This is a genomic window from Microbacterium sp. NPDC058021, from assembly GCF_042885955.1.
Classification (GTDB): Bacteria; Actinomycetota; Actinomycetes; order Actinomycetales; family Microbacteriaceae; genus Microbacterium.
Map to the genome: position 1 here is coordinate 15103 of NZ_JBHVRF010000006.1, position 21213 is coordinate 36315.

At 70.0% G+C, this 21213-nt stretch carries 17 protein-coding genes; 8 read left to right on the forward strand and 9 right to left on the reverse strand.

All coding sequences use genetic code 11. From position 1 onward, the window contains the following. Window positions 1-4 precede the first annotated feature (4 nt). Complete coding sequence (locus ACFVR6_RS13410; RefSeq protein WP_386963845.1) at window positions 5-1225, forward strand: ABC transporter ATP-binding protein; 1221 nt, start codon at window positions 5-7, stop codon at window positions 1223-1225. Window positions 1226-1230: 5 nt separating this feature from the next. On the opposite strand, the gene ACFVR6_RS13415 is transcribed toward ACFVR6_RS13410, so the two are convergent. The 6 genes from ACFVR6_RS13415 to ACFVR6_RS13440 are packed head-to-tail and all read right to left on the reverse strand — an operon-like array spanning window position 1231 to window position 8564. Further along, window positions 1231-2874 carry a hypothetical protein gene (locus tag ACFVR6_RS13415; protein WP_386963847.1) on the reverse strand — a complete coding sequence of 548 codons (1644 nt, stop codon included), beginning with the start codon at window positions 2872-2874 and terminating at the stop codon, window positions 1231-1233. A gap of 19 nt (window positions 2875-2893) precedes the next feature. Further along, complete coding sequence (locus ACFVR6_RS13420) at window positions 2894-5008, reverse strand: CgeB family protein (protein ID WP_386963849.1); 2115 nt, start codon at window positions 5006-5008, stop codon at window positions 2894-2896. Beyond that, complete coding sequence (locus ACFVR6_RS13425; RefSeq protein WP_386963851.1) at window positions 5005-5538, reverse strand: GtrA family protein; 534 nt, start codon at window positions 5536-5538, stop codon at window positions 5005-5007. Before ACFVR6_RS13425 ends, ACFVR6_RS13420 begins: the two co-directional genes overlap by 4 nt. A gap of 49 nt (window positions 5539-5587) precedes the next feature. Continuing rightward, window positions 5588-6616: an NAD-dependent epimerase/dehydratase family protein gene (locus tag ACFVR6_RS13430; protein ID WP_386963853.1), complete on the reverse strand. Its 1029-nt coding sequence runs from the start codon at window positions 6614-6616 to the stop codon at window positions 5588-5590. Continuing rightward, window positions 6601-7368 carry a glycosyltransferase family 2 protein gene (locus ACFVR6_RS13435; RefSeq protein ID WP_386963855.1) on the reverse strand — a complete coding sequence of 256 codons (768 nt, stop codon included), beginning with the start codon at window positions 7366-7368 and terminating at the stop codon, window positions 6601-6603. The genes ACFVR6_RS13430 and ACFVR6_RS13435 overlap by 16 nt, the downstream gene beginning before the upstream one ends. Continuing rightward, the gene (locus ACFVR6_RS13440) at window positions 7365-8564 is read right to left on the reverse strand and encodes a nucleotide sugar dehydrogenase (RefSeq protein WP_386963857.1); all 1200 of its coding nucleotides are present in this window, start codon (window positions 8562-8564) and stop codon (window positions 7365-7367) included. Before ACFVR6_RS13440 ends, ACFVR6_RS13435 begins: the two co-directional genes overlap by 4 nt. Window positions 8565-8648: 84 nt before the next feature. On the opposite strand from ACFVR6_RS13440, the gene ACFVR6_RS13445 reads away from it, so the two are divergent. From ACFVR6_RS13445 to ACFVR6_RS13470, 6 genes are read left to right on the forward strand one after another with little or no spacing between them, the layout of a single operon-like run. After that, on the forward strand, window positions 8649-9611 hold the full coding sequence (locus tag ACFVR6_RS13445; protein WP_386963859.1) for a glycosyltransferase family 2 protein: 963 nt from the start codon (window positions 8649-8651) through the stop codon (window positions 9609-9611). Next, complete coding sequence (locus ACFVR6_RS13450; RefSeq protein WP_386963861.1) at window positions 9608-11434, forward strand: glycosyltransferase; 1827 nt, start codon at window positions 9608-9610, stop codon at window positions 11432-11434. The genes ACFVR6_RS13445 and ACFVR6_RS13450 overlap by 4 nt, the downstream gene beginning before the upstream one ends. A gap of 40 nt (window positions 11435-11474) precedes the next feature. Further along, the gene (glf, locus tag ACFVR6_RS13455; protein WP_386963863.1) at window positions 11475-12611 is read left to right on the forward strand and encodes a UDP-galactopyranose mutase; all 1137 of its coding nucleotides are present in this window, start codon (window positions 11475-11477) and stop codon (window positions 12609-12611) included. A 4-nt stretch (window positions 12612-12615) separates the two neighbouring features. Then, entirely contained in the window at window positions 12616-14640 is a 2025-nt protein-coding gene (locus ACFVR6_RS13460; protein WP_386963865.1) for a DUF6541 family protein, read from the forward strand. A gap of 10 nt (window positions 14641-14650) precedes the next feature. Then, a complete protein-coding gene (locus ACFVR6_RS13465) occupies window positions 14651-15442 on the forward strand; it encodes an ABC transporter permease (RefSeq protein ID WP_386963867.1) in 792 nt (263 codons plus the stop codon). After that, the gene (locus ACFVR6_RS13470) at window positions 15442-16185 is read left to right on the forward strand and encodes an ABC transporter ATP-binding protein (RefSeq protein WP_386963869.1); all 744 of its coding nucleotides are present in this window, start codon (window positions 15442-15444) and stop codon (window positions 16183-16185) included. Before ACFVR6_RS13465 ends, ACFVR6_RS13470 begins: the two co-directional genes overlap by 1 nt. Here ACFVR6_RS13470 and ACFVR6_RS13475 read toward each other — a convergent pair. From ACFVR6_RS13475 to ACFVR6_RS13485, 3 genes are read right to left on the reverse strand one after another with little or no spacing between them, the layout of a single operon-like run. Further along, window positions 16170-17168 (reverse strand): glycosyltransferase family 2 protein, encoded by a 999-nt coding sequence (locus tag ACFVR6_RS13475; RefSeq protein ID WP_386963871.1) that lies wholly within the window; start codon window positions 17166-17168, stop codon window positions 16170-16172. The genes ACFVR6_RS13470 and ACFVR6_RS13475 overlap by 16 nt on opposite strands. A gap of 12 nt (window positions 17169-17180) precedes the next feature. After that, window positions 17181-18524, reverse strand: a complete 1344-nt coding sequence (locus ACFVR6_RS13480) for an O-antigen ligase family protein (protein WP_386963873.1) — start codon at window positions 18522-18524, stop codon at window positions 17181-17183. Further along, complete coding sequence (locus ACFVR6_RS13485; protein WP_386963875.1) at window positions 18521-19924, reverse strand: O-antigen ligase family protein; 1404 nt, start codon at window positions 19922-19924, stop codon at window positions 18521-18523. The genes ACFVR6_RS13480 and ACFVR6_RS13485 overlap by 4 nt, the downstream gene beginning before the upstream one ends. A gap of 62 nt (window positions 19925-19986) precedes the next feature. Between ACFVR6_RS13485 and manA the strand changes: the two genes are divergently transcribed. Further along, the gene (gene manA / locus ACFVR6_RS13490; RefSeq protein ID WP_386963877.1) at window positions 19987-21126 is read left to right on the forward strand and encodes a mannose-6-phosphate isomerase, class I; all 1140 of its coding nucleotides are present in this window, start codon (window positions 19987-19989) and stop codon (window positions 21124-21126) included. Window positions 21127-21213: the final 87 nt, after the last annotated feature.

Below are 21213 nucleotides of genomic sequence, written 5' to 3' on the forward strand. Positions count from 1 at the left end.
CCGCATGACCGAGATGTCCGTGGAATCCGTCGCGCCCCCGCTGGTGATCCAGGCCGAGGCGGTGTCCAAGCGCTTCACCGTGCGCAAGGACACCTCCCTCAAAGAGCGCATCGTCACCCTCGGCCGCGCCGGCCGTGCACACCGTCAGGATTACTGGGCGCTCAGCGACGTGAGCCTGGACATCTACGCCGGCAACACGATCGGACTCATCGGCCACAACGGCTCGGGCAAGAGCACACTGCTGAAAGTCATCGGCGGCATCATCCAGCCGACCTCCGGCGAGGTGCGCCAGCGCGGTCGCGTGGCCGCCCTGCTCGAACTCGGCGCGGGCTTCCATCCCGACCTCACCGGCCGCGAAAACGTGTACCTGAACGCCTCCGTGCTCGGACTCAGCCGCGAGGAGACCGAGGCCCAATTCGACGACATCGTGGAGTTCTCCGGGGTCGGTGACTTCATCGACACCCAGGTGAAGTTCTACTCCTCCGGCATGTACGTGCGGCTGGCCTTCGCCGTCGCCGTGCACACCGACCCCGACATCCTGCTGGTGGACGAGGTGCTCGCCGTCGGCGACGAGAAGTTCCAGCAGAAGTGCATGGACAAGATCCGCTCCTTCCAGGAGGAGGGACGCACGATCATCATCGTGAGTCATGCGCTGGATCAGATCCAGTCGCTGTGCGACCGGGTCATCGTGCTCAACCGTGGGCAGGTCGTCCTGGACGGCGCCCCCGAGGCGGCCGTCGACCGGTTCCGCGAGCTGCTCAGCAGCGGCGAGGGAACCCGCGGTCAGCAGGGCGAACGAGCCTCGCACTCGCTGGAGATCGAGCGGATCGAGGTGCGCAACCAGGAGGGTGCCGTCTCGGCCCGTTTCGCCGTCGGCGCGCCCATCGACCTGCACATCCACGTCACCGCGCTGTCGCCGATGGAGAAGTGGGCGGTCGGGTTCTCGATCAACACCGTCCACGGCCAGATGGCGCTCGCGTCGAACACCGATCTGCTCGGAGTGCAACTGAGCCCGATCCGCGATCACGCGATCGTCGAGCTGACTCTCACCGACGTGGGCCTGGGCCCCGGCGAGTACTTCGTCAACGCCAACACCGTAGGCATCAGCTCGCCCTCGTCCCACTCCGTGACCCAGGGCGCCACGTTCATCGTGGAGGGGGACACCGGCACCATGGGCCCCGCCGCTGCGATCGTGCAGTATCGGGTCGGCGCCGACGACGACTGACCGGATCACCGGCAGAGGCTCACCGACCCGCTCACCTCATCGACGACGGCCGTGACCGGCGCCGCGATCGCCACCTCGGTGGCGCCTTCGGCGAGCGGCAGGGTGCGCAACGCCTCCGTGCCGTCGGATCGCAGCCAGAGCGTCACCTCACCCTGATCCTCGGCCTGAAGCACCCGACCCTCCGCGTCCAACGGGAAGCTTTCGCCGACGGCGAGCGGCTGGTCGCAGCTGCCCGGCGCCGTGGTCGGCGTCGCCGAGAGGGAGATGTCCGCGAGGGCTTCCAGGCGGTCCGACTCCGTGTAGGGGACACGCGTGAGCCCGAACTCGGACTCCAGTTGCTGCAGTTCCGCGAGTGAGCGCTGCGCGGTCGGCGGCGCCGGCCGCCCCGCCCCGTCGACGTCATCCGGATACTCGTCCGCGAGGTCCAGCGCAGCCGAGATGATCCGGTGCGTGCGCTGCTCGCTGTCGGCTCCCGCCGCGGCCGCACCGATCAGCAGACCCACGTTGTAGATCCCCACCGCGGCGATCAGCGTCAGCACGACGATCTCGCGCGCGAGGCTGTGACCGACCAGTCGGGTCAGCAGCAGACCGATGGCGGGCAGCGTCATCACGACGATGACGTAGAGGTAGCGGGAGTCCGTCGCGCTCCCGATTCCGGCTCCCACCCTGCTGTACGCGGTGAGGGCGGCGAAGAACACCGCGGCGGCGAGAAGGCCCAGCACGGTGATCGTGTCGGGTCGGAGCGCTCGACGTCCGATCGCCACCACCGCGCCGATCACGAGCGCCGTCGTCAGGACGATGCCGAACCCGGGTACCGGAGTGACCTTGTCCAGCCCGCCGACGATCATCGTCGCGATGAACACGGGCACATCGGTGAACAGCGACTGGATGCCGCTGGCGCGCAGCGTCGCGGTCGGGTTGCCCGTCTCGAAGAAGATGTACCAGATCAGATAGGCCACCCCGGGCGGCAGCACGGCGACGGCCGTCATGCGCCAGCCATGGCGGACCAGCAGGGTGAGCGTGACGGGGATGAAGAGCGGGAGCACGGTGCCGGCCGTCGCGACGCCCAGTAGCAGCAGCAGCGCGCAGGCGGCGACCCGCCACGGCGTGATCGTCGGGCGCATCGCGAGCAGCAGTGCCCCCAGCCCGAAGGCGATCGCTCCCATGAACCCCATCTGGAAGCCCCAGAACAGATTCTCACCCGCCGCACCGAGGAGCACGAAGACCGTGCTGAGGGCCACCCCGATCCACGGAGCCACACCGACTCGTCGCATCACCCTCCACAGCAGGTGCGCGACGACGAGGTGGGCGAGGATGGAGACGGTGACGTAGGGCAGATAGCTGCTCAAACCGAAGACGCTCTGCAGCAGGCGCCAGACGGCGATCGGCACGACGCTCCAGTGGCCGTTGTGGCCCTCGAGCGCCCGTCGCGCGGCCTGCGGCCCCCACAGGATGTCCCACTCGTCCAGGTAGAACCACTGGTCGCGGGCGAGCACCAGCAGCAGGACGAGGCCGCCGACCAGTGTCGCCGCGTGCACCCACACCGGCCAGGCGGCGCTGCGAGAGATGCGCACGGGACGAGCGGAGTGCGGGGTGGGTTCTGCCACGGCGGCTCCTTCGCTGATGCTGCGCGGGTGCTCCTGCTCCATGCGGTGAGTCTGCCCGATCCTAGATGCCGTCGGCGGGTTCGGCCGCGGCGAGCAGGGTCTGGGCGCGCGCGTCGAACGAATCGTCCCGGCGGATGTCCGCCGAGATCCGTGCGAGTTCTTCGTCGTCGGGGAACAACGCGTCCACGTCGCCGCGCAGCATCTCCGTCAGCTCCGCCACCGATCGGTACACGCGCACCGCGCCGCGGAAGTGCTCCTCGAGCCCTTCGACGTCGTCGCTGATCACGCGCCCGCCCGCGGCGACCACGTCGTATGGACGGTTGGCGATGAAGCCCGCGCGCTGCATCGCGGGCCAGTGGTCGTTGAGCACGACGCGTGCCGTCTCGTAGCGCAAGGGGAGGTCCCGGTTCGGGATCCCGGTGGCGGCGATCGCCGATCCGGGGATGAAACCGCGCCAATCCGGCCCGTACACCCGCACCGGGATGCCGGCACGCAAGGGCTCCACGACGGCGGGACGTGCGATGCCGCGCGCCGTGCCGACGAAGACGATGTCGTCGGTGCGGGCGGCCCCGCTCGGGTGGAAGCGGTGACTGTCCGTGCACTGCAGCAGCGGCCGCACCGGCCGCGCGAAGCGCTGGGTGGCCCACCGTGCCCAGGGTTCGGAGGCGGCGAAGACGACGTCGAAGCGGCTGAGTTCGTCAGCGGTGATCTCGTCGGGGTGACTGATGATCCACAGGATCGAGAACGTCCCGGCCGGGGGATCGATGCGTTCCGGGCCTCGCAGCACGAGGCAGACGTCGTCGAACACGGTCGTGGGGCGGTGGGCGGCGGTCACGGAGTCGATCACGACCTCCGCTCCCTGCCGGCGCAGCGCCGCGGCGAGGCCGCGTGCGAAGTGCGTATCCCCCCAGGCCTCGCCGGCCGGCCCCGCGGGCGCGGCCGTCTTGATCGCCCAGCGCCGCGCGTCCCGCCCCCGGCGCAGCACGAGACCCGGGTCGGCGCCGGGGGCGAAGCCGGTCGGCGCCAGCAGCGCGTCCAGTTCGGTGTCCGCACCGGCAGGGTGTGCCGGATCGGGCTCTGCCGTCGGCGCGATGACGGTGCGGTCGAGGAGGGTCAGCGCCGTGCCGTGCGGCCCGAGATCGACCGGCCACGCCCGCGTGGCACCGGCGGCCTCGGGCACCGTGATGGTGGTCCCCAGCGCGAGGGCGTCCTCGGGGGGATGCCCGGCCAGCAGGAAGTGGTTCTCTCCACCGTGGCGGACGACTCCGGCGGCGGCGACGGTCCCGTCCGGGGCGATCCACAGCGGGGCCGCCCGGTGGCGGCGGGATGCCGCGTCGGAGAGCGCCGCGATCGCGTCGGCATCCAGCTGCGCGTGGGGGCCACGGGTGACGACCACGTGCGCGTCGCCGACGAGACCAGTCACGTCGGTGTCCGCGTCCGCCGACGGCGCGGTCACGATCCTGCGCACCGGCGCCCACAGCGCCAGGATCCGTGCCTGGACCCGCAGGTCCGCGCCCGGTTCTTCCAGGATCAGGGTGAGTGCCGTGTCGCGCGTGTTCGCAGCCGTGTGCAGCACGAGATCCGGATCGCGCTCGTCCGCGGCGATCGTGCAGACCAGGGCGGTGCGTTCGGTGACGGCGTCCTCCGCGGCGAAGTCCGCCGTGCCCGCAGCGCCGGTGTACGCGGCCGCAGTCACCTCCGCCCAGGGCACCTGCCGCCGCGACGCCCCTCGGCCGAGCACCACCGTGCCCGTGCGGCGGGCGGCTCGCCAGGCGTGGCCGAGTGGTCCCGCCGGATCCTCCAGCGACTCGGGATGGTCGTGCACGAGCGCCGGTGCGTCCCAGTTCGGGCTGACCTGCAGCGCCGCACGATCGTTGACCAGATAGGCGTAGAGCGCGGGCACGCGATCGGCGTCGGACAGCTGGCGGGAGACGGTCGGTTCGCAGAACAGCGGGTTGAGAACGAGCCCCTCACGGAAGCCGCCTCCGACGTATCGGCGCACCGCAGCGGCATCCGACACCCGTCGCCCGAGCTGGGCGGCGACGATATCGCCGTCGACGACGCCCGCCCGCAGGATGACCCGCGCCCACCAGCGACGGTCGAGCCACGCGACCACGGCCGAGACGACCGGCAGGCCCCGCGCGCGGCGCACCAGCGTCCGTGCCGCGGCGCTCACCGGGCGCCCTGATCCGGTGAGGACTCGGCGGTCACGGTCGCCTGTCCATCGGTCGCGGGGGCGTGGGGGAAGACCCACAGTGTGTAGAGCACGTAGCGAAGTCCTGTCGCGAGAGCCTGGCCGATCAAGGTGCCGGCGATGTTGTCGGCGAGGACGGTGTCCAAGCCCAAGACGTAACGGGAGAAGCCCAGGCACCCAAGCTGCACGAGGATCGCCAGGACGTTGACCGCTGCATAGCGCAGCACCTGTCCCCAGCTGATCGCCGCCCTGCGGTCGCGGTAGGTCAGCAGCTTGTTGCCTGCGTACGTGACGATCAGCCCTGCGATCACGGCGATCGTCTTCGCCACGAGCGGGTAGCCGTGCAGGGGCCCTGAACCACCGGCGAACACCAGCAGGTTGTACACGACGGCGTCCACGACGAAGCCCAGTCCGCCGATGGCGAGGAAGACCCCGCCGCGCCGCAGGTTGCGGACGATGAACTCCCGCAGATGGGAAGTGTCGGGTGGGCGCATCGCGGTTCGATCTTTCATACGGGGGACGGGAAGGGCTCCGGGGCGGCCCGGAGCGCTACTCCCAACGCTAGATCGTGCCTTCCGCGATCGCGTTCTCGATCCACGGGATGACCTCGTCGAGCATGTCCTCCAGTGTGGTGGTCGCCTCGAAGCCGAGCACCTCCTTGGCCTTGGTCACATCGGGCACGCGCTTCTGCACGTCGTACTCGAAGGCCGGGTCGCTCACGAGGTTCAGCGGGACGTCGGGACCCTTGATCTTGCGCCAGATGACCTCGGCGAGTTCGACGACGCTGTGGCCGGTGGCCGTGGAGAGGTTGAAATCGGTGTTCAGCGCACCCGGGTGGTCCAGGCTGAGCACGATGCCGCGCGCCAGGTCGCCGCCGTAGGTGTAGTGGCGTACCTGCGTGCCCTCGCCGAGGATGTGCAGCGGGTCCTGTCCCTTGAGCACCTTCTGCACGAGGTCGGGCACCACGTGGCTCATGGCGAGCTGCACGTTGCCCGAGTGGATCTCCACGTCGCCGAGGGCGCGGGATTCACCGATGCCGACGCAGTTGAAGGGTCGCAGGATGGTGTAGTCCACGTCGTACTGGCCCTTGGCCGCCCGTGCGAAGTACTCGACCGCGAGCTTCTGGAAGCCGTAGGACGACAGCGGCGGCGGCACGAGCAGCTCGTCGCCCTCCTTCGACGGCCACCGGTCGGTGGACTCGAAGACCATGGACGAGGACATGTAGGTGACCTTCTTCAGCTTCCCGCCGGCCTTCTTCACCGCGATAGCCGCGTCGCAGGACGAGGCGATGATCCGCTCGTTCGCCGCGATGAGGTCGTACTGGTAGGTGTGGAAGTAGGAGATGCCGCCGATCAGCGCCGCACCGGCGATGAAGTGGTCGCAGTCCATCAGCAGTTCGGTCATCCGCGTGGTGTCCAGCACATCCGCGACCACGAGCTCGTAGTTCGGGTGGTCGTCGTAGGACTTCTTGACGGGGCCGTACTTCGAGTAGTTGTCGATGCCGACGACCTGGTAACCCTGGCGGAGGAGCTCCTCCACCACGTACCCGCCGATGAACCCGGCCGAGCCGGTGATCAGGACCTTTTCCATGGCTTTCCCTTCGTGCCGCGAGCGGCCTCTGCGATGTCGGTGATGGCCACGGGCGGGCCGAATGCGAAGAAATACCAGCGCAGGTACTTCGGGATCCACTTGCGCAGCTGGAAGTTGGACACGCCCGTCGTGCGATCCAGCCAGATGGTCGGAAGCTCCGCGACGGGCAGGCGCGCGCGCCGGGCCTTGGCGGTGAGCTCGAGACCGATCTCGAAACCGTCCCGCGACTGCACGGTGACCGTCCGGACGAAGTCCGCGTTGTACGCCTTGAAGGAGTTGGTCGCGTCTCGGGTGCCGATGCCGGCGAACAGGTGCAGCGACTGGCCCGCCAGCCGGGAGAGGGTGCGCTTGAGCCGCGGGCCGCCGATCTGCTGACCACCGGGCATGTAGCGGCTCCCGGCGGCGACCACGACTCCCCGCTCGACGAGGACGGTCAGCTCATCGATCTGCCGGGGGTCGTCGCTGCCGTCGGCCATGGTCACGACGACGGTCGGCGCCGCCGCGGTGTCGAACCCGTACCGGATCGCCTGCGCGGGACCGCGGCCGTAGGTGTTGACCACGTGACGGATGCGAGGGTCCTGCGCGGCCATGCGCTGCACGACCGGGATCGTGGTGTCCTGCTCGGTGTCGACGACCACGAGCAGCTCGAACGGCAGGGTGACCGTCTCAGCGACGCGGGCGAGGAACCCGGCGATCTCCTCACCCTCGTTGTAGGCGGGGACGACGATCGTGACGCGCGCGTCGGTGCTCAAATGAGGACTCCCTCGCCGAGCAGGTTCCAGACATCGGCGACAGGCTTGTCCGTGTCGAGGTCGCGGTACTCCTGATGCGGCGTCGCGATGATGAGGATGTCGCTGCGACGGATCACCTCGTCCAAGGGGAGGAGGGAGGAATCCACGCTCGCGGGGACATGGGGATCGGTCGCGAGGACCTCCCGCGCGGTGAACCGCAGGACCCGCTGCAGCTTGTAGGAGAGGCTGGAGCGGATGTCGTCGGAGCCCGCTTTGAACGCCATGCCGAGGATGCCGACGGTCTTGGAGGAGAGGTCGTGCTTCTGGTCCAGCCGCGTCGCGATGTACAGCGGCAGACCCTCGTTGACGAGCATCGCCGAATGCCCGAGCTGGAAGGTGTTGTCGCTGAAGGCGGCGAGTTGCATGGTGTCCTTGAACAGGCAGGGTCCCGCGGTGAAGCCGGGCCCCGGCATGTCCTGGGCGCGGGGGTAATCGTGCGTGAGGCCGGCGCGGACCCGTTCGAAGTCCACACCTTTGGAGTTGGCCATCATGTAGAACTGGTTGACCGCAGCGAACTTGATGTATCGCCACGTGTTGGTGAACAACTTGGCCAGCTCCGCCTCCTCCGGCGTCAGCTCGACGATCGAGGCGGTGAGGGCGCTGAACAGTGCGCGGGCCCTGGCCACCGCCTGCGGCGTGTACCCCGAGACGATCTGCGGCAGCTCGAACAGCTCCGTCATCGCCTTGTGCTCGGCGATGCGCTCGGGGCAGAAGGCCACTTCCATGTCGACACCCGACGTGGTGACCATGTCGCGCACGAGCGCCGTCACGCCGGGGTAGATCGTGCTGCGCAGCACCAGAAGCTGCCCCTCGCGGAAGTAGGGAGCGCACGTCTCCAGGGCTCTGGGGATCGCGTTCGGGTCGGGATTGAGGTGCTCGTCCACCGGGGTCCCGATGACCACGATGACGTGCTCCGCCGACGCCACGACCGCGGGGTCGGTGGAGGCACTGAGCATGCCGTCGGCCACGACGGTGGCGAGGAGTTCGTCGGCGCCCGGCTCGATGAACGGCATCTGAGCCCTGAGGATGCGCTGGACGGCGCTGTCGGCGACGTCGTAGACCACGGTGCGCTTGCCTCGGCTGGCCAGCGCGATCGCGAGGGGGAGGCCGACGTGGCCGCCGCCGCCCACGACCACCACGTCGTTTGCGAAAACCATGTGTTCACAACCCCCCCCGCGCGATAGGTGGTCCAACCTGCCCCAGGGTAGCCCACCGCCCCGGTACCGCCGAGGGGCGCGCTGATGAGCCGCCTCGACGCGGTGATAGTGTCGGCGGGTACGACCGGGAGGTACGCGGTGGCCGACAAGGCACAGCCTGCACGTGTGGGGATCGTCGTCCGAACGAAGAACCGCCCCTGGTTCCTGCGCCGGGCGCTGCGGGACATCGCGGCCCAGGACTTCGGGGACTGGGCGGTGCACGTGGTCAACGACGGCGGCGATGCCGCCGTCGTCGATGCTGCCGTCGCCGCGCTCCCGGAGAGCCTGCGCACGCGTGTCGCGGCCACCCACAACCCTCACCCGACCGGACGCTCGGCCGCCGCGAACCAGGGCGTGCGGGCACTCGAGACCGAACTGGTGGTCCTCCACGACGACGACGATCTGTGGGACCCCTCCTTCCTCTCGCGCACCGTGGCCCACCTGGACGCGAACCCTGACGACATCGGTGTGATGGTGCGCACGGAGATCATCTACGAGTCGCAGCAGCCCGACGGGTCCTTCGCCGAGGCCGGACGTGCGCCCTTCTGGCCGCACCTGCGCGAGATCACGTACTCGGACCTTCTGCAGGTCAACCGCGCCGTCCCCATCTCCTACCTGTACCGCCGGGCGCTCCACGACGAGGTCGGGTTCTACCGTGAGGACCTCCACGCCGTCGAGGACTGGGAGTTCAACCTCCGCACCGCGCTCATCCACCACATCGGGTTCATCGACGGTGAGCCGTTGGCGTTCTGGATGCAGCGCGTCGGTGTGGCCGGTGAACTCGGAAACAGCATGTTCGCCCTCGCCGAGGAGCACGAGCACTACGACAGGCTGGTGCGTGACGAAGCCCTCCGTGCCTACGTGCGCGCGCACGGCCCGGGTCTGCCGCTGTACCTGACCCGCTTCATCCAGGACGAGGTCGGCCGTCAGCTCGACGAGAGAAGCTCACTCGGACAGCGGGTCACCCAGACGCTGCGCACCTGGCGTCGCGACCGCCGCGCCCGATGAGCAGGACCGACACCGCGCGCGCCTGGCACGCCCTCCAGCGCGTCGTGTTCCCGTTCGGCCTGCAGGCGGGCAGAGACGAGCTCTACGTGCGCGGTGGGTCGGCGCGCTCGCGGACACGGCTGGACGTGGCCGCGGGGGAACGAGCGTCGTTCGCGACGTACTTCGCGGCCTTTCCCGCGGCCTATTGGGCCGCCCACACCGACGTGACCGGCGTCCGGCTGCGGATGCGGCTCGACGAGTCCGCGGACGTGATCGTCCACCGCACGGACCAGGCGGGGACCGTGGCCACGCTCGCGCGGGCGACCGTGACGGGTGAATGGACGTTCGAGACGGACATCTCCCCGAGCGACGGCTGGCTGTGGTTCGAGATCGTGGCGACGCACGGGCCGACGAGCGTCTCGGACGCGCAGTGGGAGGCGTGGGACGCGCCACGGTCGGCATCCGCGACGATCTGCATCACGACGTTCAACCGCGAAGCCGATTGCGTCCGGCTGTTGCAGCGCCTGGCCTCCGACCCCGCTCTGGGCGACGTGGTGGACGCCGTCGTCGTCGCCGACCAGGGGAGCCGTCGTCTTGCGGGGGCCGCCGGTTTCGACGAGGCGGCGGCGCAGTGGGGTTCGCGTCTGCGGCTGCGGGAGCAGCCGAATCTGGGCGGTTCCGGCGGCTTCAGTCGCGGCATGGTCGAGGCGCTCGCCGAGGAGAGCACCTACGCGCTCCTGCTCGATGACGATGTGGACCTGGAGCCCGAGTCGGTCCACCGCATGATCGCCTTCGCGCAGCGCGCGACGCGGCAGACCATCGTGGGGGCGCAGATGCTGAGCCTGGTCGATCCGACGCGGCTGCACTCCTTCGGCGAGCGGGTGGACAGGTCGCAGTTCTGGTGGGGTCCGGTGGACCCCGCGCTGGCGGACATCGACCTCGCGAAGACCACGATCGACGACGCCCCCGCGCTGAGCCGGCGCATCGACGTGGACTTCAACGGATGGTGGATGTGCCTCATCCCGGTCGAGACCATCCGGCAGATCGGGCTCTCGCTGCCCTACTTCATCAAATGGGACGACGCGGAGTTCGGTTTGCGCGCGGGCGCACGCGGCATCCCGACGGTGACCCTCCCCGGAGCGGCGCTGTGGCACATGCCGTGGACCGCGAAGGATGACGGCCTGGACTGGCAGGCCTACTTCCAGCTGCGCAACCGCGTGGTCACGGCGCTGCTGCACGGCGGTCGAGGCGGGCGCCGAACGCTGCTCGCCTCGTTCACGCAGGACCTGAACCACGTGCTGTGTGCGCAGTACGGGTCGGTCGCGGTGCGCAACCTCGCGCTCCGCGACATCCTCCGGGGGCCGGGCCACCTGGATCCCGTGCTGCGCGCCGGACCGGCGCGCGCGGCCGCCGTGATCGCCGACCTCGGCCAGCGCGTCGTGGCCGAGCACGACCTGCCGGCCACCGTCGATGCCGATGGTGCGGGTGCCCCGCAGGGGGCGGCTGCCGCCATCGCGCGGCTCGCCCGCGTCCTCGGGCATCAGTTGCGCCGGTCGCATCCGCCGCAGCGTCCGCCGCGGCTCGCGCGCACCGACGGCAAGTGGTGGTCGCTGGGGATGATGGATGGCGCCGTGGTGGATGCCGCTGCCGGCACGGGGGCCTTCGTGCTCCGGCGGAGCCGCAGCACTGCGGCGCGCGAGACGCGCGCGGCGATCGTCCTGCGGGTGCGGATGCTATGGCGTTGGCGGGCGCTGACCCGGGGATATCGGGGCGCCGCCCCCGCCGCGGCATCCGTGGCGGCCTGGCACCGGCGCTTCGCAGGATCGGACGCGCCGGCTCCGTAGACTGTTCGGGGCGCGCGGCGCCGGAAAGGCACGGCACTCTATGGATCTCCTCGTCGTCGGCTCCGGGTTCTTCGGACTCACGATCGCCGAACGGGCCGCTGCGGCGGGACGCAAGGTCACCGTCATCGAACGCCGCCACCACATCGGCGGGAACGCATACAGCGAGGATGAGGCGACCACGGGCATCGAGGTGCATCGCTACGGCGCGCACCTGTTCCACACGTCCAACGCCACCGTCTGGGAGTACGTCAACCGCTTCACGGACTTCACCGACTACACCCACCGCGTCTACACGAACCACGACGGCGTCGTATACCCGCTGCCGATCAACCTGGGGACCATCAACCAGTTCTTCCGGGCCGCGTACACGCCCGACCAGGCCCGCGCGCTGGTGCAGGAACTGGCGGGGGAGTTCGACGCCAAGCAGGCGAGCAACCTCGAGGAGCGGGGCATCGGGCTCATCGGCCGGCCGCTGTACGAGGCGTTCATCCGCGACTACACCGCCAAGCAGTGGCAGACCGACCCGAAGGACCTGCCCGCCGAGGTGATCAGCCGCCTGCCGGTGCGCTACACATACGACAACCGCTACTTCAACGACACCTGGGAGGGCCTCCCGGTCGACGGCTACACCCGGTGGCTGGAGCGCATGGCCGATCACCCGAACATCGAGGTGAAGGTCGGCGTCGACTACTTCGACACCACGCAGCCGTTGAACAAGGACGCCACCACGGGGCAGCTCCCTGTCGTGTACACGGGACCGGTCGACCGCTACTTCGACTACGCAGAGGGCGAACTGTCGTGGCGCACCCTCGACTTCGAGGAGGAGGTGCTGGAGGTGGGCGACTTCCAGGGCACTCCGGTGATGAACTACGCCGACGCCGACATCCCGTACACGCGCATCCACGAGTTCAAGCACTTCCACCCCGAGCGGGCGGACCGCTACCCCCGGGACAAGACGGTCATCATGCGGGAGTACTCCCGCTTCGCCACGCGCGAGGACGAGCCGTACTACCCCGTGAACACCGCGGCCGACCGCGAGAAGCTGCTGGCATACCGCGAGCTGACCGCGGGCGAGCGCGACGTGCACTTCGGCGGACGCCTGGGCACCTATCAGTACCTCGACATGCACATGGCGATCGGCTCGGCGCTGTCGATGTGGAACAACGACCTGGCCTGACGTGATGGACATCGGCTGGCCGGCGGCCGGCGCGCCGCTGCTGGCCGCGCTGGCGGTGCTCATCGTGCCCGGGCTCATCGCGCTCGCGCCGGTGCGGATGGGGCTGGTGGCCCGCGTGGCGCTGGCCGGCCCGGCGTCCATCGTGGCGATCGGCGTGGGCGGTGTCGTGGGCGGCCTGCTGGGGGTCCCCTTCGCCCCGTGGCTGGTCCTCGCCGTGGCCGCCGTCGGCTCTGCGCTCGCGTGGTTCGCGCGACGCAGCGGCATCCGGCTGCCGACGGCCGACGGGCGGGTGTGGGCGGTCCTGGCATCGTGGGCGGCCGCCGCCGCCCTCATCGCCGTGGTGGCGTTCGCCGCGGTTCCCGGCCCCGACGCGGTGAGTCAGACCTACGACAACGTGTTCCACCTGTCGGCGATCGCCGCGATCCTCGACGGCGGCGACGCCTCCTCGCTCACCCTGCGCACCATGATCGAGACGGGTCGCAGCTTCTCGTTCTACCCGTCCGGCTGGCACTCGATCGTCGTCCTGATCGTGCAGCTCACGGGGGCTTCCATTCCCGTGGCCGTCAACGTCGCATGGATCGCCGTGGCCGCCATGCTGTGGCTGCCGGGCATCGCCTGGTTGACCCAGGTCGCACTCTCGCGCGCGGCGACGACGACGGTCGCGGTCGTGGCGCTGCCCCTGGGCGCGGCCTTCGGCGCGATGCCGTACGCGCTGCTCACGTGGGGGACCCTGTACCCGACGTTCCTGGCCACCGCGCTCCTGCCGGCGGCGGTGGCCGTACCCGTGCTCGCCTGGCGCGCCTGGCGGGGATGCCGTGCGCCGGTGCGGCGACGTGTCGCGGTGTGGGGCGTGGTCGCGTCGGGCGCGACTGCCCTCGCCGTCGCCTTCGGCCAGCCGCGCGTGCTGACGACGTGGGCGCTGCTGCTGGCTGTGCCGGTGATCGGTGTGATCGCCGGTGCCGCGGTGCGCAACTGGCGTGCCGGGGGCAGGGCGCGCACCCGGGTGCTGTGGTTCGCGGCGGCGGGCGTGGCCGGTCTCGTGGCCGTCGGCGCGGTCGGATTCTGGTATCTCGTGACCCGGCTGGGGCTGTTCGAGCGGCCGCTGGACGACCGGCTCGGCGGCCCCCAGGCCCAGGCGGTGCAGACGCCGTGGGAGGGGATCGCGCAGGTGCTCGGCCAGTCGTGGCTGACGGGCGTCGGGTCGGCGCCGACCTTCCCGGCGCTCCTGCTGGCGGCAGTCGTCGTGATCGGCGCGGTCGCGGCGTGGCGGATGCCGCGCCTGCGCTGGATCGTGCTCGCCTACGCCCTGGTGGCGGCGCTCTTCGTCGCTGCCGCCGGATCCGACGACATCGTCACGAAGCTGGCCACGGCGCTGTGGTACAAGGACAAGTACCGCTTGAGCTCCGCGCTCCCGGTGTTCGGCGTCGTGCTGGCCACGCTCGGCGTCCTCAGCGCCCCGCGCCTGTTCCGCCGGCGGCGCGCCCACCGCGGCGTCGCCATTGCGCTGGCGTGGGTGGTCGCGGCCTCCTCGGCAGCGATCCTCGGCGCAAGCGGCTTCACGGGTGCCGTCGCGCACGTGTTCCGGATGCCGCAGACAGCGCTGGCCGGCGAAGTCGTCTCCCGGGACCAGATCGCCTTCTTCGCAGAGGTGGCCGACATCGTGCCCGATGGTCAGCGTGTGCTGGGGGACCCCTGGGACGGATCGGCGTGGTCGCAGGTCTTCGGCGGCCCAGAGCCGGTGTTCCCTCACGTGAACGGGCAGTGGGACGCCGATCGGCAGACCCTGGCCTGGCGCCTGGCGGAGATCGAATCCGATCCCGAGGTGTGCGCGGCCCTCGACCGACTGGGTGTGCGGTACGTCACCTACGCCCCGCGTGAGTTCGGTGGCGGAGACCCTGCGGGCAACCACTTCCCCGGTCCGCACGCCGCCGTGGAGGCGGGCCTGTTCACCCTCGTCGCCACCGACGGCGAGACCAGCCTGTACCTGATCGAGCAGTGCGGTCCGCTCGCCGACGCTCCGACATCCTAGGATCGAGAACGTGACATCTGCCACAGTGGGCGCGCCCGGTTCCCCACGGCGATATCTGCATTCGCTGTGGCTGCTGTCGGCGCGCGACCTGAAGGTGCGCTATGCCACGAGCGCGTTGGGCTACGTCTGGTCGGTGCTCGATCCGCTCGTGATGGCCGCGATCTACTGGTTCGTCTTCACGCAGGTCTTCGGCCGTGGGGTGGGGGACGAGCCCTACATCGTGTTCCTCATCACGGCGCTCCTGCCGTGGGTATGGTTCAACTCCGCCGTCTCCGACTTCACCCGCGCGTTCAACAAGGACGCGCGCCTGGTGCGCTCGACGGCCATCCCCCGCTCGATCTGGGTGAACCGCATCGTGCTGAGCAAGGGCGTGGAGTTCCTGTGCTCGCTGCCCGTCCTGGCGGTGTTCGCGATCTTCGCCGGCGCCCACGTCGGCTGGGGGCTGCTGTGGTTCCCCGTCGCGATCCTGCTGCAGACGATGCTGCTGGTGGGACTGGGGCTGCTGGTCGCGCCGCTGTGCGTGCTGTGGACGGACCTGGAGCGTACGACGCGGCTCATCCTGCGCGCCCTGTTCTACGCCTCGCCGGTCATCTACGGCGTCGCGGATCTTCCCGACGGGTTCCGTGAGATCGTCGCGTTCAACCCGCTCGCGGGCATCTTCACCCTCTACCGCGCCGGTTTCTTCCCCGACCAGTGGGACACGCTGGCGGTCGTGATGGCGGCCGTGATGTCCACCGCGTTCCTGGCACTGGGCCTGCTGGTCTTCCGTCGACTCGAGCACGCCGTGCTGAAGGAGCTGTGATGGCATCGGAGTTCGCGATCGAGGCGACAGACCTCGGTGTCCGGTTCCGGCGCGGTCGCCGCGGACGGCGCAGCATCAAGGACCTCTTCGGAGGCGCGACCCGTCGTACCCGCCCGGATGAGTTCTGGGCACTGCGCGACGTCTCCTTCACGGTGCGTCACGGAGAATCGATCGGCGTCGTCGGCCGCAACGGACAGGGCAAATCCACTCTGCTGAAGCTTGTCGCCGGCGTGCTGCTGCCCGATGAGGGGCGCGTGAAGGTCAACGGGGGAGTCGCCCCCCTGATCGAGATCACCGGAGGGTTCGTCGGTGACCTCACCGTGCGCGAGAACGTGCGCTTGACGGCGGGGCTGCACGGCATGCCCCGCGCCGAGGTCGCCCGCCGGTTCGACAGCATCATCGACTTCGCGGAACTGCGGGATTCGATCGACACGCCCTACAAGCACCTGTCCAGTGGCATGAAGGTGCGTCTGGCCTTCGCCGTCGTGTCCCAGTTGGAAGAGCCGATCCTGCTCGTGGATGAGGTGCTGGCCGTCGGCGACAAGGCGTTCCGGGAGAAGTGCTACCGGCGCATCGACGAACTGCTCTCCGAAGGACGCACCATGTTCTTCGTCAGTCACAACGAGCGGGACCTCCGCCGGTTCTGCACGCGCGGCCTCTATCTCGACAAGGGTGTGCTCGCCCTGGACGCGCCTCTCGGCGAAGTGCTCGACCGCTACAACGCGGACTACGCCGCGGGCTGACCCGCCGAGGCCGCCAGCGGCGGCATCGGCTTCCACGAACGGTCCTTGGCGATGCGGCGGCCGTCGCGGATGCCGCGGAAAAGGTTGGAGGTGCCGCGCACCGTGCGCTCGACGAACACCAGGCGGATGATCTCCTTGCCGAAGGTCAGCGCGGAGCCGAGCCCGAACAGCACCGGGTTGTAGACACCCAGTGAGCGGTAATACTGCTTGATGTACCCGCGGTTGCGCATGATGTAGTAGCGGTACGCGTTGCTCGACGCGTTCATGTGGCGGATGCCCATGTCCCACTGCTTGATCTCGCGCGTGCGGCGCAGCACGAACTCGTCCACGATCACCGCCGTGGTCTTGCGGGAGGCCAGCCAACCGTACATCTGGTCGTCCCAGTAGATGAAGAACCGGGGATCGGGCAGGCCGATCTGCGCGACGATGTCGCGGTGGATGAACATGCCCTCGAAGCAGCCGGAGTTCATCTCCTTGTAGCCCGAGTCGTCGAATCCGGCGGGCGCGAAGGGGATCGGGATCGCCAGCGGCTCGGCGACGCGGTACTGCCAGTAGAACTCGCTGCCGTCGTAGTCGTAGCGCCGACCCTGGATGGATTTGAACCGCGGCGCCCAGGCTCCCATGCGGGCGAGGCCGTCGGGCATGACCTCGACGTCGTCGTCCATCATCCAGATCCACGTGGAACCCAGTTCGTACGCGATGCGCATGCCCTCGCTGAAGCCGCCCGAGCCGCCGGTGTTGGTGTCGAGGCGCGTGTAGACGATCTCGGTGCCGATACGGTCGCGGAAGGACTCGACCACCTCGGTGGTGTCGTCGGTGGAGGCGTTGTCGACGATGACCACGTGACCGGGCTTCGGATCCATCGCCACGATGCTCTCCAGCAGCTTGGTCAGCAGCATCGAACGATTGAACGTGACGACGGCGATCGTCGCCGACGCGGGATCGAAGGGCGTGGCGGCGGGGGTGGCGGAGGGAAGCGGCATGGCCCGACGATCCTACCCCGGCCGTCTGTCCGATCCCTGCGGGAGGTCACCCAGCGGGGGCAGGTCGGTGCCCTGCGAGGCCTCGTCGATGCGTTCGCGCCATGAGCGGGCCTGCCCGGCGCGCAGCGCGCACAGCACCAGCATGAGCCAGCCGTAGCCGGAGAGGGTGAAGCTCTCGAAGACCGAGTCCACGAGCAGGGCCACGAGGATGAGGGGCGTCCAGGCGTAGACGATCGAGCGCCGCTCGCTGGCGACCAGCCACGAGCGCACGAACGCGAGCCCGGCGAAGACGGCGAAGAGGATGAGCCCCACCCAGCCGACCTGCAGCAGCACGTCGAAGTAGGAGTTGAGAGCGGAGCGGTGGCTCTCGCGCAGGATGTAGTTGAGCGTGCCGTAGGGGAAATCCTCGCTCCAGCCGCCGCTCCACCCCCAGCCCTGGATCGGGCGGGCCCGCACGAAGACGACGATCTGCGCCCACAGGTCCGCACGGGTCGAGAAGTCCCGTGCCGCACCGATCCAGGCGATGATCGTATGCCGCGAGCCGTACGCGACGGCGAGCCCCACGACCAGCGCACCGCCGAAGAGCCACTGCACGGTGCGGCGGCGCGCGGTCGGCGTGTGGCGCACGATCGCGAGGGCGCCCGTCGCCGCCGCGACCGCGACGGCGAGCACGAGCACGGTGGGGGAGTCCGACAGCATGGCCAGCACGCCGGCCAGGATCGCCGAGTACAGCGACACCCCGGGCCGCACTGACATCGTGCGGTACTCGATGAGGAAGGTGATGAGGGCGAGGACCGCGATGAACCCGAGCGAGTTGCGGGTGCCGAAGATGCCCTGCACGGGGCCGAGCATCGCGATGTTCCCCTGGACGCCGAGGAACCGGATGGGCATGTCGAGCAGGATGCCGGAGAGCACCTCCACGGCCAGCGAGACCGTGAGTAGGACCCGCATGACGTCGCCCAGGGCGCGCGCGGTCTGGAGGGTGTCGCGCACGTGGGAGATGACCACGGCGAGGAACGCGAGCGCCACGAGCGCCATCCACCCCGTCAGGGTGGCGGCGGCATCCTGACTCCACGTGGCGCTCACGAGAACCCAGGCGAGGAAGACGATGAGCGTCGTCGGCACCAGGCGCAGCACCGAGATCTCGCGACGGCGGGCGCTCAGGATGGCGGCGCCCACCACGCACAGACCCGCGATGATCGTCACGTAGGTGATGCGGCTGGTCATCCGCTCGATCGCGAAGCCGGCGAAGACCGCGCCGAGGGCGGCGTAGGTGAAGGCGCTCGCCATCGCCGCAGAGGACAGCACCGCCGCCAGCCCGCGCTCGCGGCCACCCGGTGCGGTGATGCCGGTCACGCGGCCCGCTCGATGCGCTCGCCGCGCTCCAGCGCGAGCGTCTGCTCGGCGGGACCCACGCCCACCAGCGGCGCCTGCTTGATCTTGAACGCGAACATGACCACCGCGAGCCACCCCCACAGCACCAGCGGGCCCGACTCCGCCAGCCCCTGCACGAGCAGCATCGCGCCGGTCAGCGTCGGCAGCAGGGTCACGGGGGAGTAGGGGCGGTCGGCGCGCAGGTCCCAGCGGGGGCGGTCGACGGCGAAGAACCACGAGCGCCAGATGAAGGCGAGGTAGGTCGTCGCCATGAGCACGACGCCGATGACACCGAGCTGCAGGAAGACGTCGATCCACATGTTGTGGGCTTGCATGACGGTCTGCCCGTGGTCGACGATCCAGCCGTCGAATGCCGCGTCCCACGGCATCCACGGGCTGGCGAAGCCCCATCCGGCCACGGGGCGCTCGCCCGCCCGCTCGAGCACCTCGCTCCAGATGCGCTCGCGGCCGGTGAGATCGGCCGATCGGCCGAGCATCTCGAAGATGCGGTCGCGCAGCACCCACGCCGCGGTCAGACCGCCGATCGCGACCACGGCGTAACCGATGTAGTAGCGGGTGCGGCCGCCCGGGCGCTGGGCGGTGCGCATGAGCAGCACCGTGATGAGGACGACGACCACGACGGCCGCAGCGAGGAAGGCCGTGGCCGACCCGGCACGGAGGAACAGAAACGCGGCGGCGGTCATCCACGCGATGAGCAGGGGCCGGTGCGGCGCGCGCGCGGCGTGCCGGATCGCGAAGACGATGAGAGCCAGCAGGGCCGCGTACGCCAGCAGGTTGGCGTTGCCGAAGATGCCCTGGATGCGGCCGCCGTCGAACAGGTTGTCCCGCGACCAGTACACGATCGGGTCGGATGCCTTCTCGACGGGGATCACGAAGCGGGGAAGCAGCGGCCCGCCGATGAAGACGGAGACCCAGACCTCGAAGAGGAGCGACAGGGCCACGACCCATTTGCACGCCGAGGCGATCGCCCGGACGAGCTCCTGCCACGTGAGCACCGCCGCGATGAACATCGCCTGCAGCGTCGTGATGGCCAGCAGCAGCAGCGTCACCGCCGTGGTCGCCGGCCATGCGCTCCACAGGATCGACGCCAGGGCGAACAGCACGTACGCCACCGCGAACCAGGGGAGTCTGCGCCACTGCACCGGCGGGCGCGTCACGATCCACACGATGCCCGACACGATGCCCGAGGCGATCGCGACCACCGTCGTGACGATCTCCCCCGTGGCCAGCACCCACGCGGTGCCCGCCATGGTCGTGAACAGCACGAAGACGCACCAGGCGCGCAGCAGCAGCTCGCCGGTCCGCTCGCGCACCGGCGGTGCCGGGGGCGCGGAGACCGGGTGGTGGGTGTGGACGGCCATGGTGTGATCAGGCTACCGCCCGCCTCCGCGTCGGCGCTGTGGCGCGGGCCTAGGCTGGGACGGTGCTGGTTCCGCTCTCCAACAGCCCTCGCGACTACGCGTGGGGCTCGCCCACACTGCTGGCAGAACTCACCGGGCGCACCCCGTCGGGCGCACCCGAGGCGGAGATCTGGTTCGGCGACCATCCCGGCTGCCCGAGCACCGTCGAGGACGGCTCCGGCCGGACCCTGGACGTCTGGCTGGCGGAGCGCGATGCCGCACCGCTGCCGTATCTGGTGAAGCTCCTCGCCGCCGGGTCGTCGCTGTCGATCCAGGCGCACCCCTCGGTCGCGGAGGCGCGCGAGGGCTTTGCGCGCGAGGAGGCCGCCGGCATTCCGCGCGACGCCCCCGAGCGTCTCTATCGCGACGACAACCACAAGCCCGAGATCGTCGTCGCTGTCAGCGACACCTTCCGTGCGCTGGTGGGTCTGCGCCCGCTGGCGCAGACACGCCGACTGGTCGCAGCCCTCGGCTCGACCGCAGGACCGACGGCGCTGGCGGCGCACCTCGCCGGCGACGACGAGGCGGCGGCGCTGCGCGCGACGCTGGCGTGGGCGCTGGGCGGCGACGCGCAGGCCGAGGTCGACGACATCATCGCCGCGGTGCGCCAGGCGGCATCCACCGAGTTCGCCGCGGAGCTGGCGGCGCTCGGCCGCATCGCGGACGACTTCCCCGGCGACCCGGGCGTGGTCGTCGCACTGCTGATGAACCTCGTGGAACTGCGGCAGGGGCAGGCGCTCTACGCGCCGGCCGGGGTGCTGCACGCCTACCAGGACGGGCTCGGGCTGGAGGTCATGGCCGCGAGCGACAACGTGCTGCGCGGCGGCCTCACCCCCAAGCACGTCGATGTCGCCGAGCTGCTGCGCATCGTCGACACGACGCCGGGGCCGGCGCCGGTGGTCGTGCCGCAGGACGGCGTGCTGGATGTCGGCATCCCCGACTTCACCGTCACCCGGCTGCGGGTGGGCGAGAAGGCCGACGTGGCCCTGCACGGCCCCGCGATCGCGCTGTCGGTGCGCGGCGAAGTCGAGATCGGCGGCACGGGTTCGGGAGCGTCGTTCGCGCTGACCCCCGGCATGGCCGCTTACGCCGACGCGGACGAGGGCACGCTGATCTTCACCGGCGCCGGCGAGGTGTTCGTCGCCCAGCCGGGTGCCCGCTGAGGTGAAACGCCCCTCGCATCGACCCCGCGACACGCCGCGAAACACGCGGTGAACGTTGAAGTCGCGGTTGAGGGTTTACGATTTGCG